Genomic DNA, 17,020 nt, shown 5'->3' with positions numbered 1-17,020 from the left:
CAGTACCGGCAGTACCTTATGAGTGTGCCGGAGACTCAGCCCACTGTTCTCGTCCTCACCGCGCTGCCCCTGGAATACGCGGCTGTGCGGGCGTACCTCCCGGAGCGGGACGAACGCGTCCACCCCAAGGGGACCCGCGTCGAGACGGGCCGGCTGCCGAACAGTTCCTGGCACCTGGCGATCAGCGAGCTCGGAGTGGGGGCCGAACGTGCCGCCGCGCTCACGGCCCAGCTCATCGACTGGCTGCACCCCGAGGCCGTCTTGTTCGTGGGGATCGCGGGGAGCCTGAAGGACGACATCGAGATCGGCGATGTCGTGGTGGGCACCCAGGTCTACGAGATCCACGGCGGCAAGCAGGCCCACGACGGTTTCAAGGTCCGCCCGAGGGCCCTGCCCGGCTCCCACGCGCTGGAGCAGGCTGCGCGTTCCGCGGCCCGGGACCTGCCGGACGTGAGGGTGCACTTCGCGCCGATCGCGACCGGTGACGTGGTACTGGCCGACTCCAGGTCCGACGTCGCCCGGCACATCGAGGCCCACTACAACGACGCGGGCGCCATCGAGATGGAGGGCTCCGGAGCGGCCCAGGCGGCACACCTGAGCGGACAGGTGGACGCCCTCGTCGTGCGGGGCGTCAGCGACCGCGCGGACCGCAACAAGCGCCGGGCCGACGCGGGCGGCTCGCAGCAGCGGGCGGCCGCGCAGGCGGCGACCGTGGCGGTGGCGATGCTGCGCAAGCACCAGCCACGCCGGACCGGGCGCGCCGACTCCGAGGAGGGACCCCAAGGGGGGTACCGGGGCGACCACATCGACTTCCGGGGCGGGACCTTCTACGGGCCCGTCATCGGCAAGCAGGCCGGAAGCCGGTAAGGGCACGGTCCACGGCCCGGTCCCGCGCGCGACCGCCACCCTCCCGCCGCGCCCCCTCGGCTTCACCGGCCGGTCGGCGGAACTGGACCGCCTGCTCCCCCACCTCGCGCCCGGCGAGGAGGACACGACCGCGCTTCCCCTGCTCATCTTCGCCGTCACCGGCATGGGAGGCATCGGCAAGACGGCGCTGGCGGTGGAGGCGGCGCACCGGGCGTGCGCGAAGGGCTGGTTCCCGGGCGGGACGCTCTTCGTGGATCTTCGTGGGTACGACGACGACCCGGTCACGGCCGATCAGGCGATCCTGGCCCTGCTCGACGCGCTCGGCGTACGGGACCGGGACCTGCCGCCGACGACCGAGCGCCAGTACGACGCGTACCGCGCACTCCTCGCCGAACGGCGGAACCGGACACTTCTGATCCTGGACAACGCGTCGGACCCGTCCCAGTACGTGCCGCTGCTGCCCGGCACGGACCGGCACCGGGTGCTCATCACCTCCCGGGACCGCCCCGACGCCCTACCGGTACGGCTGATCGACCTTGAGACGCTCGATCCGGATGACTCGGTCGCCTTGGTGACGCACGCCCTGCACAGCACCGACGAACGCGACGAACGCCCGGCACGCGAGCCTGCCGCACTGCGTGAACTGACGGACCTGTGCGGACACTTGCCCCTGGCACTGCAGATCGCCGCAGGAATGCTGCGTCGGCGCCGCCATCGGGACGTAGCGTCCGTGGTCACGGAGATCCGGGATGCCGGAGACACGACCGCTGCCCTCGACCACGGCAGTCCCGGAGCGGACCTCTACGGGCGCTCACTCGTGCTGCGCCCTGTACTGGAGACCTCCTACCGCCGACTGCCACCCGACCAGGCTCGGCTGCTGCGCCTGCTCTGTCTGGCTCCGAGCGCAGAGACCGGAACGGAGGCGGTCGCGGCCCTCGCGGACCTGAGCACGCAGTCCGTGCTGTCACTGCTTGATGACCTGGCCGCCACACATCTCGTCGCGCCGGTTCGGGGCGGCGTCGGGACGGCTTCTGTGGTGCGGTGGCGATTGCATGACTTGGTGCGGGGGTTCGGGGCAAGTGTGGTGGCCGGGGATGCGGGGTTGCGGGAGGAGGGGGAGACGGCGCGGGAACGGGTGCTGGAGTTCTACTGGCGGTGGGCGGATGCGGCCGACGACCGGTTGCGGTGGCTGCCGGGGATGGTGGAGCCGGAGCGCTTCAAGGAGCGGGGGCAGGCGCTGGCGTGGCTGGACGGGGAGCGCGCGAGCCTGGTGGCTGCGGTGGAGTGGGGGCGGGAGGAGCGGTTCGCGCGCGCGGCGGTACGGCTGGCCCAGTGTCTGGGGGAGTACCTGCTCTGGCGGCGACATTTCGATGACTGGATCACGGTTGCGGAGGCGGCGCGGGACGCCGCTCGCCTCGCTGGGGACAGGCTGGGCGAGGCCATCGCGTGGGACCACCTAGGCCTCGCCCTGACGTCGGCGAACCGGGTGGAAGAGGCGATCGACGCCCACACCCGCGCCCGCGACCTTTACCAGGCTGCCGGGAGCCGCATCAGCGAGGCAAGCGCGTGGAGCAACCTGGGAAACGCCCTGTGGAATGGCGACCGGACGGAAGAGGCCATCGATGCCTTCGCCCGGGCCCGCGAGCTGTTCCAGGCAGCCGGGGACAGCCACGGCGAGGCCAGCGCATTGGACGGCCTCGGCCTCGCCCTGACGTCGGCGAACCGGGTGGAAGAGGCGATCGACGCCCACACCCGCGCCCGCGACCTCTACCGGACCGCCGGGAACCGCCACGGCGAGGCCATCTCCTGGAACAATCTCGGCATCGCCCTGCAGGTGGCGGGCCGACTGGAAGACGCGATCGAGGCGTACGGCATGTCCCTGGAACGTCGCCAGAGATTCGAGGACTGGTACGGCGAAGGACAGACCCTCTACAGCCTGGCCATCGCCCACGAGGCAGCCCACCGCCCCGCCGAAGCCCACACCGCCTACCTTCAGTCCGCCGAGGCCTTCACCCGCGCCAACGCTCCCGACCGAGCCGCCCAAGCCCGCGCCTCGGCCGCCGAACTCCCGGACTGACAGCTCCACCTCACCCCACCCCCACATACCCCCCAGCCCCCCGCCAAGGAACCACCGCCCACATCCGCGTCCCACCTCCAGGCTCCCGCGCCTCCCCGAACCCCCACTCCCCCTCACACGCCCGCACCACGCACCCGAGCACCCGCAGCGCCGCCCGCCTCCGCGAGTCGCAGGCCGCCGTCAGCCGGGGATGGGTGTGCCGGGGGTGTCCGTCGTAGACGATCACGCGTACGTCGCCGTCCCGGTACCGCAGGGACAGGTACACCTCGCTGTCCGGGGTGAACTTCCAGGCGCAGCCGACCAGTTCGGCCACCACCTGGACCACCGCGTCCGTCATGTCGGCCAGCCCGTGCGTACGCAGGACGACCCGGGCAGCGGCACGGGCGACGCGGGGGCTGGTCGGTCCGGCGGGCAGTGTGAGGCTGTAGGCGAGCGCGGCGGGGGACGGCGGCGGTGCCTGCGGTTCGCCGGTGGAGAGGGGACAGGCCGAGACGGTGACGGGTGCGGACACGGTGACTCCTCCAACAGGTGCAGGTGAGGGTGGTTTGCGCATGAGCCGACGGCTCGACCGGCGCCCGGTGGCCTGTCTCCCTGGCGCGGGCCCACCCCTCCCAGGGGAGGAGAACGCGGGCAGGCTCGCGCGATGCGCTTCCGGCGGTGCCGGGTCGTAAGCGGCTCGTCACCGACTGTAAGGCATTTTAGGAGTACGTGTACTACTCTTCGCCGAAGTCTGTTGGACCGATCAGTCACGCCAGCGGCAGACTGTCCCCGTCACACGGCCGAACGGGAGGACGGATGCCACCGAGGAGCGCTCCGACGGAGCGTCAGCGCCGGCTCGGTGCCGAGTTGCGCAGGTTGCGGGTCGCGGCCGGGATCACCACAGAGCAAGCCGCCGCACTTCTGGGCGTCCCGCGCACGAACGTGCCGAACATGGAATCGGGGCGTTCCGGCATCAGCGCCGAACGCGTCCGAACCCTCGCGGACAACTACGGGTGCGCCGACCAGGCTCTGGTCGAGGCCCTCGCCTCCATGGCCACGGGGCGACAGAAGGGCTGGTGGGAGGCATACCGGGGCCAACTCCGAGACGCCTTCCTGGACATCGCCGAGATGGAGTGGCACGCCACACGCCTACGCATCGCCGTCACCGTGCACCTGCCGGGGCTGCTCCAGACCGACGACCATGCCCGAGCCGTCTTCGAGGCAGTGATCCCACGCCTTCCCTCGGACGAGGTCGACATCCGCGTCGCCCACCGGATCGACCGACAGCAGGTGCTCGACCGCCCGAGCCCTCCGGTGCTCGACGTGATTCTCCACGAGGCCGCCCTCCGCATGGAGTTCGGCGGTGCCGCAGTCGCGCGGCGCCAGCTGGAGCACCTGCTGCTCATGTCCGAGCGCGAGACCGTGACGTTGCGGGTCATCCCGTTCAAGGCGGGTGGCTTCCCGGGGGCTGGGCAGTCCGTCGTCTACGCCGAAGCGGCTGTCCCCCGCCTCGACACCGTGGAACTCGACAGCACGCACGGCCCGGAGTTCATCGACTCGGAGGTCCAACTCGGCAAGTACCGAGCCCAACTGGACGCAGCCTGCACCGTGGCGCTCACGCCGGAAGACTCCCGCGACTTCATCCACACCTTGGCCCACGACCTCTAGGAGAGCCGCCATGACCGACGTCAACTGGGAAGAACCCTTCTGCGGAGAGGGCGCCAACTGCTTCCGCATAGGCACCGACCCCGAAGGCAACGCCTACATCGCCCTCTCCGGCCAGGAGGACCGCGCACTCGTCGACTCCCGCGAAGCCCTCCGCGCGCTCATCCGGGAGATCAAGGCCGGCAAGGCGGACCATCTCCTGTAGCCCGCCGGGGATCAATCCCGCGCAGACACATTGACCTGACTAGACCACTCCTCTTACCTTCACACGGCAGTCATCTCCGCGCCACCCCCACGTGTGCTCAGGAGGTCATGCCCGTGCGTCCCACCGCCGCCCACTCCCGCCGCCTCCCCCTCTCCCTCCTCCTCACCGCCGCTCTCGCCGCCACCGCCCTCACCGCCTGCGGCAGCGGTTCCGGCAGCAGCCCGGACACGGTCAAGGTGTCGTACAAGCAGTCCACCGACAACTCCGTCAAGGTGATGGACACCTACCTCGCCGGGATCAAGAAGCAGTTCGAGCGCGAACACCCCGGCAAGAAGGTCGAGTTCGTGCCGATCAAGGCCCCGGACTCGGAGTACTACACCAAGCTCCAGCAGATGCTGCGCTCCCCGCGCACCGCCCCGGACCTGGTCTACGAGGACACCTTCCTCATCAACTCCGACATCACCAGCGGGTACCTGAAGCCGCTCGACCCCTACCTCGCCAAGTGGCCGGACTGGGGACAGTTCATCGACACCGCGAAGGCGGCGGCCAAGGGGCAGGACGGGAAGACGTACGGCGTCCCGGACGGGACCGACACCCGCGGCCTCTGGTTCGACAGGCGGGTGTTCAAGAAGGCCGGACTGCCGTCGGACTGGCAGCCGAAGACCTGGGACGACGTCCTCGCGGCCGCCCGGACCATCAAGCGGAAGGTGCCCGGCGTCATCCCGCTCAACGTCTACACCGGCAAACCGGCCGGCGAGCGGGCCACCATGCAGGGCTTCGAGATGCTCCTGTACGGCACGGGCGACGGCACCCAGGACCCGCTGTACGACAGCGGCAGCAAGAAGTGGATCACCGGGTCGCAGGGCTTCGAGGATTCGCTGGAGTTCGTCGAGACCGTCTACCGGGACAAGCTCGGCCCCGACGTCTCCGACGCCCTCGACCCGAACTTCAACACCACCGTCAACGGCGAACTGCTCCCCCAGGGCAAACTCGGCATCGCCCTCGACGGCTCGTGGCTGCCGCAGGCCTGGCTGCCGGGCAGCGGGCACGAGTGGCCGGACTGGTCCCGGCAGTTGGGACTCGCGGCCATGCCGACGCAACACGGGCAGGCGCCCGGCAAGGTGAGCATGTCCGGCGGCTGGACCTGGTCCATCCCGGCCAAGGCGGCCAACCCCGACCTCGCCTTCGAGTTCGTCCGGACGATGCAGACGAAGGACAACGCCCGCAAGTGGTACATCGCCAACTCCGGCATCGCCGTCCGCAAGGACGTCGCCGCCGATCCGAAGTACGCCGGTGCCCAGCCCGGCATCAAGTTCTTCACCGACCTGGTGGCGAGCACCCACTACCGGCCCGCGTACCCGGCGTACCCGAAGGTGTCGACCGCCGTGCAGGAGGCCATGGAGGCGGTCACGACCGGTGACCTGTCCGTGGAGAAGGCGGCGGGCGAGTACGACGCCACGGTCAAGGACGTCACCGGCGGCCAAGTGGTCTGGAAGTGAGGCGCCGGAACCCGGCCCTCCGGGTCCTCCCGGTCGCCCCCGCCCTGGTCCTGCTGCTCCTGTTCCTCGCCGGGCCGATCGCCTACTGCGTCTGGATCGCCTTCACCGACCTCCAGCTCACCGGCCAGGCCCACTCCTCCTTCGTGGGCCTCCAGAACTTCCGCCGGGCCTTCCAGGACGACGCGTTCCTGAACGCCGTCTGGCTCACCCTGGTGTTCACGGTGCTGTCCTCGCTCGTCGGGCAGAACACCCTCGGACTGGCCCTCGCCACGCTGATGAAGCGGGCGTCGAAGCCCGTCCGCACCCTCACCGGCGGGGTCGTCGTCACCGCGTGGGTGCTGCCGGAGGTCGTCGCCGGGTTCCTGCTCTACGCGTTCTTCCGGCGCGAGGGCACCCTGAACGCGATCCTGGACTGGCTGCACCTGCCCCGCCAGAACTGGCTGTTCACGCTGCCCATCCTCGCGGTGTCCTTCGCCAACGTCTGGCGCGGGACGGCGTTCTCCATGCTGGTGTACTCCGCCGCCCTGGACGAGATCCCCGCCGAGATCACGGAGGCCGCCGAGGTGGACGGGGCCGGCGGCTGGCGGCGGCTGTGGCACATCACGCTGCCGATGATCCGGCGCTCCATCGGCACCAACCTCATGCTCAACACCCTCCAGACGCTCTCCGTCTTCGGGCTGATCTGGGTGATGACCCGGGGCGGGCCCGGCGACCGGAGCCAGACGCTGCCGCTGTTCATGTACGAGCAGGCGTTCCAGAACAGCATGATCGGGTACGGCACAGCGGTCGCCCTGCTCCTGCTGGTCGTCGGCTCCCTGTTCTCCGTCGTCTATCTGCGGCTGCTGCGGACGGAGGTCTGATGGCCCGCAACCGTGCCTCGCGGCGGCTCGCCGCCGATGTCTCGCTGCTGGCGGTGGCCGCCGCCTTCGCGCTGCCCCTCGCCTGGGTGCTGCTGTCCGCCGTGGACCCGCACGCCGGCCTGCGGGTCAGGGTCCCCGACGGCCTCACCCTGGCCAACTTCGACGCCATCCTCACCCCGGACATCACCTACACCCCGCTGCTCAACAGCCTGATCCTGTGCGGGGGCGCCACGGCGCTGACCGTCGGCTGCGCCGCCCTCGCCGCGTACCCGCTGTCCCGGTTCCGGTCCCGGCTGAACCGGCCGTTCCTGCTGACGATCCTGTTCGCGACGAGCCTGCCCATCACGGCGATCATGGTGCCGGTGTACGCCCTGTTCGTCCGGGTGAACCTCATCGACACCCTCCAGGGCACCATCCTCTTCTTCGCCGCCTCCCAACTCCCCCTCGCCATCTGGTTGATGAAGAACTTCATGGACGGCGTGCCGACGGAGCTGGAGGAGGCGGCCTGGACGGACGGGGCCTCGGCCGCGCAGTCCCTCGTCCGGATCGTGCTGCCGCTGATGGGGCCGGGGCTCGCCGTCGTGACCGTGTTCTCGTTCGTGATGATGTGGGGGAACTTCTTCGTCCCGTTCATGCTGCTGCTCACCCCGGAACAGATGCCGGCCTCGGTGAGCATCAACGACTTCTTCGGCAACCGGGGCATGGTGGCGTACGGCCAGCTCGCCGCGTTCTCGGTGATCTACTCGACGCCGGTGATCCTGCTGTACGTCCTGGTGGCCCGGCGGCTGGGCGGCGGCTTCGCCCTCGGTGGCGCGGTCAAGGGGTGAGCTTGGACGGCGGTCGAGCGGTGGACCGGCGGGGTGTTCCGCCCGTTGCCCGCCGAACGGCCGGAACTGTGCGTTCCGACAATCCGTGGTCCTGGCTGAACGGACCGTAGCCACCCCGTCCCCGCACCCCTAGCTTGTGCCGGGTGCGCCAACCCTCAGCTTCTCGGTTCAACGCCCCGGCGGCCCGCCGGCTGCGTGTCGCGCTCGGCATGGGCCCCGAGCACGTCGCCTACGGCATGCGGGCCTCGTACGGGCTGCCGTATGTCACACCCGATCTGGTGATCGCCTGGGAACGCGGTGCCGTCAGCCCGGGCCATGCCGAACTGACCGCTCTCGCGGGCGTGCTGTGGTGTTCTCCGGGCGAACTGCTCGCCCGCCCGCGGACCCTGGGCGAGCATCGCCTCGCCCGTGCCGTCGCGCCCGAGGACGTCGCCCGTGCCGTCGGCATGGACGTGCGCTCGTACCTGCGCATGGAGGAGAGCGGGCGGTGGCGGGGCGACGAGCGCCAGTCGGCCGCGCTCGCCCAGGTCCTCGGACTCGCCCTGCCCGACCTCGTCGCCGTCACCGGCCGCGAGGCACCCCTCGCCGACCTGCTGCACAGCGCGGTGACCACCCGCTGGCGGGCCTATGTGCGGCCGGTGCGCAAGCGGGTCCCCTGGACCCGGACGTCCTCGAAGGCACGCTCCAAGAGCTCCACGAGGACTACCAGGGGCACATGGCCGCCACCCTCAGCTGGGGTGGCGGCGGCAGGAGCGCCAGCGAGTCCGGGCGGGAGTTCCTGGACCGGATCGTGGAGAACTTCTGGACGGCGGTGGAGAAGCGGACCGCCTAGAAGACCGACTCCGCCTCGTCCATCCGGTCCTTCGGCACGGTCTTCAGCTCGGTGACGGCCTCCGCGAGCGGCACCATCACGATGTCGGTGCCGCGCAGTGCGGTCATCCTGCCGAAGTCGCCCCGGTGGGCGGCCTCGACGGCCTGCCAGCCGAAGCGGGTGGCGAGGACACGGTCGTACGCGGTGGGGACGCCGCCACGCTGGACGTGACCGAGGATGACCGGCTTGGCCTCCTTGCCCAGGCGCCGCTCCAGCTCGTACGCCAGCGCGGTACCGATGCCCTGGAAGCGCTCGTGGCCGAACTGGTCGATCTCGCCCTTGCTGTAGTCCATGGTGCCCTCGGCGGGGTGGGCGCCCTCGGCGACGCAGATGACGGCGAACTTCTTGCCGCGGGCGAACCGCTCCTCGACCATCTTCACCAGGTCGGCGGGGTCGAAGGGCCGCTCGGGCAGGCAGATGCCGTGGGCGCCGGCGGCCATGCCGGACTCCAGGGCGATCCAGCCTGCGTGCCGGCCCATGACCTCGACCACCATCACCCGCTGGTGGGACTCGGCCGTGGTCTTCAGGCGGTCCATCGCCTCGGTGGCCACGCCGACGGCCGTGTCGAAGCCGAAGGTGCGGTCGGTGGAGGAGATGTCGTTGTCGATGGTCTTGGGCACGCCGACGACCGGGAGGCCGGCGTCGGAGAGCATCCGGGCGGCGGTCAGGGTGCCCTCGCCGCCGATCGGGATCAGCGCGTCGATGCCGAACTCCTCGACCATGTCGGCGGCGCCCTCGCAGGCCTCGCGCAGCCGGTCGCGCTCCAGCCGGGAGGATCCGAGGATGGTGCCGCCGCGGGCCAGGATGCCGCTGACCGCGTCCAGGTCGAGGGTGCGGTAGTGGCGGTCGAGCAGACCCCGGTAGCCGTCCTCGAAACCGATGACCTCGTCGCCGTACTGCGCCACCGCCCGGTGCACGACCGACCGGATCACGGCGTTCAGGCCGGGGCAGTCGCCGCCTGCGGTGAGAACTCCGATGCGCATCGTGCTGTGTCTCCTGCTCGCTGTCGGTGCCGGTGAGCCGCTGTCGATTCTTTCACGTCCACCGGGCCAGTGAGATCCTGACGGGCGCCTTATCCTTCGAGAGGGGTATTGTCAAGAGGGTTCTGCTCACCTCGGTGAGCGATTTTTATGCCGCAGAGGCGACGAAAGCGACATGAGGAACGGAGTGGACACGTGACGCGCAGCGTGTACGTGACCGGGATCGACCGCGGTGACGGACGCCAGGTCGTGGAGCTGGGGGTCATGGAACTCCTGACCCGGCAGGTCGACCGGGTGGGCGTGTTCCGTCCGCTCGTCCACGACGGCCCGGATCGCCTGTTCGAGCTACTGCGGTCCCGGTACCGCCTCGCGCAGGACCCGGCGACCGTCTACGGCATGGACTACCACCAGGCGTCCGCGCTCCAGGCCGAGCAGGGCACCGACGAGCTGGTCTCCGCCCTGGTGGACCGCTTCCACCTGGTGGCCCGGGACTACGACGTGGTCCTCGTCCTCGGCACCGACTACGCCGGCACCCAGCTCCCGGACGAGCTGTCGCTGAACGCCCGGCTCGCCAACGAGTTCGGCGCCTCGGTCATCCCGGTGGTCGGGGGCCGCAAGCAGTCCGCCGAGTCCGTGCTGGCCGAGACCCGCAACGCCTACCGCGCCTACGACGGCCTCGGCTGCGACGTGCTCGCCATGGTCGCCAACCGGGTGGCCCGCGAGGACCGCGACGAGATCGCCGAGCGGCTCGCCGACCGGCTGCCGGTGCCGACGTACGTGGTCCCCGACGAGCCGGCCCTGTCCGCCCCGACGGTCGCTCAGATCGCCCAGGCTCTCGGCGCGAAGGTGCTCCTCGGTGACGACTCCGGACTCGCCCGGGACGCCCTCGGCTTCGTCTTCGGCGGCGCGATGCTGCCGAACCTCCTCGGCGCCCTGACCCCGGGCTGCCTGGTCATCACCCCGGGCGACCGCGCCGACCTGGTCGTCGGCTCGCTCGCCGCGCACAGCGCCGGCACCCCGCCGATAGCCGGTGTGCTGCTCACCCTGAACGAGGTGCCGAGCGAGGAGATCCTCACCCTCGCCGCCCGCCTCGCCCCCGGCACCCCGGTGCTCTCGGTGCCCGGCAACAGCTTCCCCACCGCCGAGCAGCTGTTCTCCCTGGAGGGCAAGCTGAACGCGGCCACCCCGCGCAAGGCGGAGACCGCGCTCGGCCTGTTCGAGCGGTACACCGACACCACCGACCTCGCCCGCCGGGTCTCGGCGCCGAGCAGCGACCGGGTCACCCCGATGATGTTCGAGCACAAGCTGCTGGAGCAGGCCCGCTCCGACAAGCGGCGGGTCGTGCTGCCGGAGGGCACCGAGGAGCGGGTGCTGCACGCGGCCGAGGTGCTGCTGCGCCGGGGCGTGTGCGACCTGACCCTGCTGGGCCCGGTCGACCAGATCCGCAAGAAGGCCGCCGACCTCGGCATCGACCTCGGCGACACCCAGTTGATCGACCCGGCCACCTCCGAGCTGCGCGACTCCTTCGCCGAGAAGTACGCGGCCCTGCGCGCCCACAAGGGCGTCACGGTCGAGCTGGCCTACGACGTCGTGTCGGACGTCAACTACTTCGGCACCCTGATGGTCCAGGAGGGCCTGGCCGACGGCATGGTGTCCGGCTCGGTGCACTCCACGGCGGCCACCATCCGGCCCGCCTTCGAGATCATCAAGACCAAGCCGGACGCCTCGATCGTCTCGTCCGTGTTCTTCATGTGCCTGGCCGACAAGGTGCTGGTCTACGGCGACTGCGCGGTCAACCCGGACCCGGACGCCGAGCAGCTCGCGGACATCGCCATCCAGTCGGCGACCACGGCCGCGCGGTTCGGCGTGGAGCCCCGGATCGCGATGCTGTCGTACTCGACCGGTACGTCCGGGTCGGGCGCCGACGTCGACAAGGTGCGCGAGGCCACCGAGCTGGCCCGCTCGCGCCGGCCCGACCTGAAGATCGAGGGCCCGATCCAGTACGACGCGGCCGTCGAGCCGTCCGTCGCCGCGACCAAGCTGCCCGGCTCCGAGGTCGCCGGGCAGGCCAGCGTGCTGATCTTCCCCGACCTCAACACCGGCAACAACACCTACAAGGCCGTGCAGCGCTCGGCCGGCGCGATCGCCGTCGGCCCGGTGCTCCAGGGTCTGCGCAAGCCGGTCAACGACCTGTCCCGGGGCGCGCTCGTCCAGGACATCGTCAACACCGTCGCCATCACGGCGATCCAGGCCCAGAGCCCCGCCCAGACCCCCAGCGAGAAGGCGTCCCAGCAGTGACCTCCCCCACCCGTGTCCTCGTCCTCAACTCCGGCTCCTCGTCCGTGAAGTACCAGCTGCTGGACATGCGGGACAGCAGCCGGCTCGCGGTGGGCCTGGTCGAGCGGATCGGCGAGCAGACCTCCCGGATCGAGCACACCTGCGTCACCGGCGGCGACACCCGTGAGCACACCGGGCCGATCGCCGACCACGACGCCGCCCTCAAGGCGGTCGCCGAGGAGCTGACCCGGGACGGCCTGGGCCTGGACTCGCCCGAGCTGGCCGCGATCGGCCACCGGGTGGTGCACGGCGGGATGTTCTTCACCGAGCCCACCGTCATCGACGACGAGGTGCTCACCGAGATCGAGCGGCTGATCCCGGTCGCCCCGCTGCACAACCCGGCCAACCTCACCGGCATCCGCACCGCGCGGGCGCTGCGCCCGGACCTGCCGCAGGTCGCCGTCTTCGACACCGCGTTCCACACGACGATGCCGGAGCCGGCGGCGCGCTACGCGATCGACCCGAAGATCGCCGACCGCCACCGCATCCGCCGCTACGGCTTCCACGGCACCTCGCACGCGTACGTCTCCCGGGAGACCGCGCGGCTGCTGGGCAAGGACCCGTCCGAGGTCAACGTGATCGTGCTGCACCTGGGCAACGGCGCCTCCGCCTCCGCGGTGCGGCAGGGCCGCTGCGTGGACACCTCCATGGGACTGACCCCCTTGGAGGGGCTGGTGATGGGTACGCGATCCGGTGATCTGGATCCGGCCGTCATCTTCCATTTGGCCCGGGTTGGGGATATGTCCATGGACGAGATCGACACTCTTCTCAACAAGAGGAGCGGTCTGTTCGGTCTGTGCGGGGACAACGACATGCGGGAGATCCGCCGCCGGATCGACGAGGGCGACGAAGAGGCCGCGCTCGCCTTCGACATTTACATTCACCGGATCAAGAAGTACATCGGTGCCTATTACGCCGTGCTCGGCACGGTGGACGCGGTGGCCTTCACCGCCGGGGTCGGCGAGAACGCGGCACCGGTGCGGGAGGCGGCGATCGCGGGGCTGACGGGCCTGGGCCTGGCGGTCGACCCGGAGCGGAACGCCGTGCGCGGCGGCGGACCGCGGCTGATTTCGCCGGAGTCCGCCCGGGTGGCGGTCGCGGTGGTGCCGACGGATGAAGAACTGGAGATCGCGACGCAGACCTACGCACTGGTCGGAAAGAACAACTGAATGGCACCTGAGCGGTGCGGCACTCATTTGTATCTTCCGCCAGACGGAATATTCCGTAGCGAAACAAACCGATAGGATCGCCCCATGCGCCGTTCGAAAATCGTCTGTACTCTCGGCCCCGCGGTCGACTCCCACGAGATGCTCGTCGCCATGATCGAGGCGGGCATGAACGTGGCCCGGTTCAACTTCAGCCACGGCACCCACGCCGAGCACCAGGCGCGGTACGACCGCGTCCGGGCCGCCTCCAAGGAGACCGGCCGTCCCATCGGCGTCCTCGCCGACCTTCAGGGCCCGAAGATCCGTCTGGAGACCTTCGCCGAGGGTCCGGTCGAGCTGGAGCGCGGTGACGAGTTCGTCATCACGACCGAGGACGTGCCGGGTGACAAGCACATCTGCGGTACGACGTACAAGGGGCTGCCGGGCGACGTCTCGCGCGGCGACCAGGTCCTGATCAACGACGGCAACGTCGAGCTGAAGGTCCTGGACGTCGAGGGCCCGCGGGTGAAGACGATCGTCATCGAGGGCGGTGTCGTCTCCGACCACAAGGGCATCAACCTGCCCGGCACGGCCGTCAACGTGCCCGCGCTGAGCGAGAAGGACGTCGAGGACCTGCGCTTCGCCCTCCGCATGGGCTGCGACCTGGTCGCGCTGTCCTTCGTCCGGGACGCCAAGGACATCCACGACGTCCACCGCGTCATGGACGAGGAGGGCCGCCGCGTCCCCGTCATCGCCAAGGTGGAGAAGCCGCAGGCGGTGGAGAACATGGAGGACGTCGTGATGGCGTTCGACGGCGTGATGGTCGCCCGCGGTGACCTCGCCGTCGAGTACCCGCTCGAAAAGGTCCCCATGGTGCAGAAGCGCCTGATCGAGCTGTGCCGGCGCAACGCCAAGCCCGTGATCGTCGCGACCCAGATGATGGAGTCGATGATCACCAACTCGCGTCCGACCCGCGCCGAGGCCTCCGACGTCGCCAACGCGATCCTGGACGGCGCCGACGCGGTCATGCTGTCGGCCGAGTCCAGCGTGGGCGCGTACCCGGTCGAGACGGTCAAGACCATGTCGAAGATCGTCACCGCGGCCGAGCAGGAGCTTCTCTCCAAGGGGCTCCAGCCCCTCGTCCCCGGCAAGAAGCCGCGCACGCAGGGTGGTTCGGTGGCCCGTGCCGCCGCCGAGATCGCCGACTTCCTCGGCGGCAAGGGCCTGGTCGCCTTCACGCAGTCCGGTGACACCGCGCGCCGGCTCTCCCGCTACCGCGCGATCCAGCCGATCATCGCCTTCACCACCGACGAGGGCACCCGCAACCAGCTCACCCTGAGCTGGGGCGTGGAGTCGCACGTCGTGCCGTTCGTGAACACCACCGACGAGATGGTCGACCTGGTGGACCAGGAGATCGCGCGGCTCGGCCGGTTCGAGACGGGCGACACCCTCATCATCACCGCCGGCTCGCCCCCCGGGGTCCCCGGCACCACCAACATGCTCCGCGTCCACCACCTGGGCACCCAGAGCAAGTGACCCGTCCGGCAAGGGTCTTGTGAGGTGCCGAGGGCGCCCCCCGCGACGGGGGGCGCCCTCGGTGTTGTGCGGCTCCCGAACTGGCTTGTACGACCGCTCAGTCGGTCGTGTACACGTGCATGCCGGGCACGTGCAGGTTGCCGCCGAACTGAGCCGCCTGGACCACCTTGACGTTGGTGAAGTAGATCAGCGGGATGTTCAGCGGCGGCGGGCTGTCGGGGCTGAAGGTCACCGGGATCAGCCCGAACAGGTTGCCGGAGATGCTCTCGGTGTACATCACCGTGTCGCCGCCGGTGATGGTGGACGTCGAGCCCTTGGCCGCCTGGACGTGGTACGTCTTGTTCGCCTGCTTGTCCTTCACCGTCTGGTGCAGGTCGCCGATGTCGGTGCCGCCGGAGATGACGTACTTCAGCACCTTCTTGGTGGTGCCGTTCGCCGTCTTCACCTCGACGATCCCCTGGTAGTCGGCGCCCTTGAGGAGCAGGGAGCTGGCGTTCAGGTACCAGGGGTCGTCCGCCACCAGCACCTTGTTGTCGACGCCGCCCACGTCGTCCGTGGCCACCGGGCAGTCGTCGGCGGAGGCGGACTCGCTCGCGGACGGGTCCGGCGTGTCCGCCCCGGTCGCGTCACCGGCCGCCTTCGTGGCGTCCCCGGCCGTCCTGGAGACGGTGCCGGTGGTGCCGTCGACGGTGTCCTTGACCGTGTCCGTGGCCTTCTTCACCGTGTCCTTGACGGTGTCGGAGGTGCCGCCGGACTCCTTGCCTCCGCCGGACTCCTTGCCGCCGCCCGACTCCTTGCCGCCGCCGGACGAGGTGTCCGTGGACGGGGTGTCCGTGGCGGACGACTGGGACGCGGACGGCGTCGGGGCCGGCGTCTGCGACGACGTACCGGAGTCCTTGCCGCCGCCGGTGAGGAGGTCACCGAGCGTGTCGCCGATGGTGTCGAGGAGGGTGCCGCCACCGCTCTGGGTCTGCGACTGCGTCGGCGTGGTCGTGCCGGCGCCGGCGGAACCCGAACCCGAGTCCGACGAACCGGAGCCCGAGGAACCGGAGCCCGAAGAACCGGAGCCCGAGGAACCGGAGCCCGAGCCGGAGTCGGAGGACCCCGAGGTCGCGGTCGGCTCGGGCGTGTCCCTGCCGTCGGAACCTGAATCCGACGAAGAGGTGCCGCCCGACTCCTGCGTCTTCCCGCTCCCGGTGGTCTCCGACGGCGACGGCGCGGCCGTCGTGCTCTGGGACGGGGACGGCGACGGTGAGGCCGAGGGGTCCTTGGAGCCGTCGTCCAGCGCCTTCACACAGTCCTTGTACTCGTCGGCCGTCAGGCTCTTCGCCGACGTCGACGGGGCCGGGCTGCCGTTGTTGTCGGCGAGGGCGAGCGTGGAGGTGAAGCCCATGCCCATGAGCACCGCCGTGGGCATGGCCACCGAGGCTATCGCCTTGCCGGCCGGCATGTGGAACCTGGTGAACAGCGGCTTTCTGGGGGCCGCGTGGCGGGGCCCGGTTCTCGCGCGGGACCCGTCCACGTCGGTCCCGCGGGTCACCTCGTCAGCCGGCACTGTGCCTCCCGTTCGCCCCGTTGGCCGGGCTCGTTCCTGACAGGTCGTTCTCCCACGGCGCCTTGTACGGCCCGGCCGGGCCCGCGTCGGCCGCCGGGGCCGTGCCCTGGTGCGGCAGCGGAGCCGTGTCGGGGGTACCGCCCTCGTCCGGGGTGGCCTCGGCCGGCGGCTGCTCCTGCGGAGGCGTGCCCGGCGCCCAGGCCACGGCCAGCGCTCCGCCGACCAGGGCGAGCAGGAAGCCCATGACGAAGCCGCCGAAGTTGGACACGGGGATGGACACCAGCGCGAGCAGGATCGCGGCGACGCCCGCGAAGGTCCGTACGTGCTTCTGGAACCAGAGGCTGATGCCCAGGACGATGAGCAGCACACCGATGATCAGGGACCCGGCTCCCGCGGTGGTCGCCATGGCCAGCGTCAGGTGTCCGAGCTGGAGGTGGGCGTACGGGAAGTACATGATCGGAAAGCCGCCGAGCATGACGAACAGACCGGCCCAGAACGGCCGCGTACCCCGCCAGGCGCGGAACTGCAGCCTCCGGCGGGTGAACTGGCCGGGTGCGGCGGCAGGAGTCTCGGCGCTCATGGAAAACAGCTCCCTGGTGCGGCGTTGCTGTGGTGGT

The 17,020-nt window shown here is 70.4% G+C and carries 14 protein-coding genes and 1 pseudogene; 11 read left to right on the top strand and 4 right to left on the bottom strand.

Translation table 11 applies throughout. From position 1 onward, the window contains the following. Positions 1–18 precede the first annotated feature (18 nt). Together ACH4LD_RS28185 and ACH4LD_RS28180 are read left to right on the top strand one after the other, a co-directional pair. Complete coding sequence (locus ACH4LD_RS28185; protein ID WP_398055989.1) at positions 19–867, top strand: nucleosidase; 849 nt, start codon at positions 19–21, stop codon at positions 865–867. Positions 868–1,006: 139 nt separating this feature from the next. Next, entirely contained in the window at positions 1,007–2,944 is a 1,938-nt protein-coding gene (locus ACH4LD_RS28180) for a tetratricopeptide repeat protein (RefSeq protein ID WP_398056182.1), read from the top strand. A 10-nt stretch (positions 2,945–2,954) separates the two neighbouring features. On the opposite strand, the gene ACH4LD_RS28175 is transcribed toward ACH4LD_RS28180, so the two are convergent. Further along, positions 2,955–3,455, bottom strand: coding sequence for an ATP-binding protein (locus tag ACH4LD_RS28175; protein WP_398055990.1), 501 nt, complete (start codon positions 3,453–3,455; stop codon positions 2,955–2,957). Positions 3,456–3,739: 284 nt separating this feature from the next. Between ACH4LD_RS28175 and ACH4LD_RS28170 the strand changes: the two genes are divergently transcribed. From ACH4LD_RS28170 to ACH4LD_RS28145, 6 genes and pseudogenes are all read left to right on the top strand, one after another. Then, entirely contained in the window at positions 3,740–4,591 is an 852-nt protein-coding gene (locus tag ACH4LD_RS28170; RefSeq protein WP_398055992.1) for a helix-turn-helix domain-containing protein, read from the top strand. A gap of 10 nt (positions 4,592–4,601) precedes the next feature. Further along, positions 4,602–4,793, top strand: coding sequence for a hypothetical protein (locus ACH4LD_RS28165; RefSeq protein ID WP_398055993.1), 192 nt, complete (start codon positions 4,602–4,604; stop codon positions 4,791–4,793). A gap of 107 nt (positions 4,794–4,900) precedes the next feature. Then, positions 4,901–6,292: an extracellular solute-binding protein gene (locus tag ACH4LD_RS28160; protein ID WP_398055994.1), complete on the top strand. Its 1,392-nt coding sequence runs from the start codon at positions 4,901–4,903 to the stop codon at positions 6,290–6,292. Then, entirely contained in the window at positions 6,289–7,152 is an 864-nt protein-coding gene (locus tag ACH4LD_RS28155; RefSeq protein ID WP_398055995.1) for a carbohydrate ABC transporter permease, read from the top strand. Before ACH4LD_RS28160 ends, ACH4LD_RS28155 begins: the two co-directional genes overlap by 4 nt. Then, the gene (locus tag ACH4LD_RS28150) at positions 7,152–7,979 is read left to right on the top strand and encodes a carbohydrate ABC transporter permease (protein ID WP_398055997.1); all 828 of its coding nucleotides are present in this window, start codon (positions 7,152–7,154) and stop codon (positions 7,977–7,979) included. Before ACH4LD_RS28155 ends, ACH4LD_RS28150 begins: the two co-directional genes overlap by 1 nt. A gap of 209 nt (positions 7,980–8,188) precedes the next feature. Continuing rightward, positions 8,189–8,811 (top strand): annotated as a pseudogene (locus tag ACH4LD_RS28145) (helix-turn-helix domain-containing protein). Here the strand turns inward: ACH4LD_RS28145 and ACH4LD_RS28140 are convergent. Then, the gene (locus ACH4LD_RS28140) at positions 8,808–9,833 is read right to left on the bottom strand and encodes an ATP-dependent 6-phosphofructokinase (RefSeq protein WP_398055998.1); all 1,026 of its coding nucleotides are present in this window, start codon (positions 9,831–9,833) and stop codon (positions 8,808–8,810) included. The pseudogene ACH4LD_RS28145 and the gene ACH4LD_RS28140 sit on opposite strands and share 4 nt — an antisense overlap. 192 nt (positions 9,834–10,025) lie before the next feature. Between ACH4LD_RS28140 and pta the strand changes: the two genes are divergently transcribed. From pta to pyk, 3 genes are all read left to right on the top strand, one after another. After that, a complete protein-coding gene (pta, locus tag ACH4LD_RS28135; RefSeq protein ID WP_132788701.1) occupies positions 10,026–12,128 on the top strand; it encodes a phosphate acetyltransferase in 2,103 nt (700 codons plus the stop codon). Further along, positions 12,125–13,336, top strand: coding sequence for an acetate kinase (locus tag ACH4LD_RS28130; protein ID WP_398056000.1), 1,212 nt, complete (start codon positions 12,125–12,127; stop codon positions 13,334–13,336). The genes pta and ACH4LD_RS28130 overlap by 4 nt, the downstream gene beginning before the upstream one ends. Before the next feature lie 84 nt (positions 13,337–13,420). Further along, on the top strand, positions 13,421–14,848 hold the full coding sequence (gene pyk, locus ACH4LD_RS28125) for a pyruvate kinase (RefSeq protein ID WP_132788699.1): 1,428 nt from the start codon (positions 13,421–13,423) through the stop codon (positions 14,846–14,848). A gap of 97 nt (positions 14,849–14,945) precedes the next feature. On the opposite strand, the gene ACH4LD_RS28120 is transcribed toward pyk, so the two are convergent. Beyond that, positions 14,946–16,403 (bottom strand): hypothetical protein, encoded by a 1,458-nt coding sequence (locus ACH4LD_RS28120; protein WP_398056001.1) that lies wholly within the window; start codon positions 16,401–16,403, stop codon positions 14,946–14,948. Next, positions 16,393–16,983: a DUF6114 domain-containing protein gene (locus tag ACH4LD_RS28115; protein WP_103812638.1), complete on the bottom strand. Its 591-nt coding sequence runs from the start codon at positions 16,981–16,983 to the stop codon at positions 16,393–16,395. The genes ACH4LD_RS28120 and ACH4LD_RS28115 overlap by 11 nt, the downstream gene beginning before the upstream one ends. Between the last annotated feature and the right edge of the window lie 37 nt (positions 16,984–17,020).

It is taken from the genome of Streptomyces sp. NPDC017676, assembly GCF_044329325.1.
Classification (GTDB): Bacteria; Actinomycetota; Actinomycetes; order Streptomycetales; family Streptomycetaceae; genus Streptomyces.
This window is presented reverse-complemented; position numbering and strand designations above follow the sequence as displayed.

Bases quoted from the DNA above. Each gene is read 5' to 3' on its own strand.
- ACH4LD_RS28165 (WP_398055993.1), top strand. From the start codon at position 4,602: ATGACCGACGTCAACTGGGAAGAACCCTTCTGCGGAGAGGGCGCCAAC.
- ACH4LD_RS28115 (WP_103812638.1), bottom strand. From the start codon at position 16,983: ATGAGCGCCGAGACTCCTGCCGCCGCACCCGGCCAGTTCACCCGCCGG.
- ACH4LD_RS28140 (WP_398055998.1), bottom strand. From the start codon at position 9,833: ATGCGCATCGGAGTTCTCACCGCAGGCGGCGACTGCCCCGGCCTGAAC.
- ACH4LD_RS28170 (WP_398055992.1), top strand. From the start codon at position 3,740: ATGCCACCGAGGAGCGCTCCGACGGAGCGTCAGCGCCGGCTCGGTGCC.
- pyk (WP_132788699.1), top strand. From the start codon at position 13,421: ATGCGCCGTTCGAAAATCGTCTGTACTCTCGGCCCCGCGGTCGACTCC.
- ACH4LD_RS28185 (WP_398055989.1), top strand. From the start codon at position 19: ATGAGTGTGCCGGAGACTCAGCCCACTGTTCTCGTCCTCACCGCGCTG.
- ACH4LD_RS28150 (WP_398055997.1), top strand. From the start codon at position 7,152: ATGGCCCGCAACCGTGCCTCGCGGCGGCTCGCCGCCGATGTCTCGCTG.
- ACH4LD_RS28160 (WP_398055994.1), top strand. From the start codon at position 4,901: ATGCCCGTGCGTCCCACCGCCGCCCACTCCCGCCGCCTCCCCCTCTCC.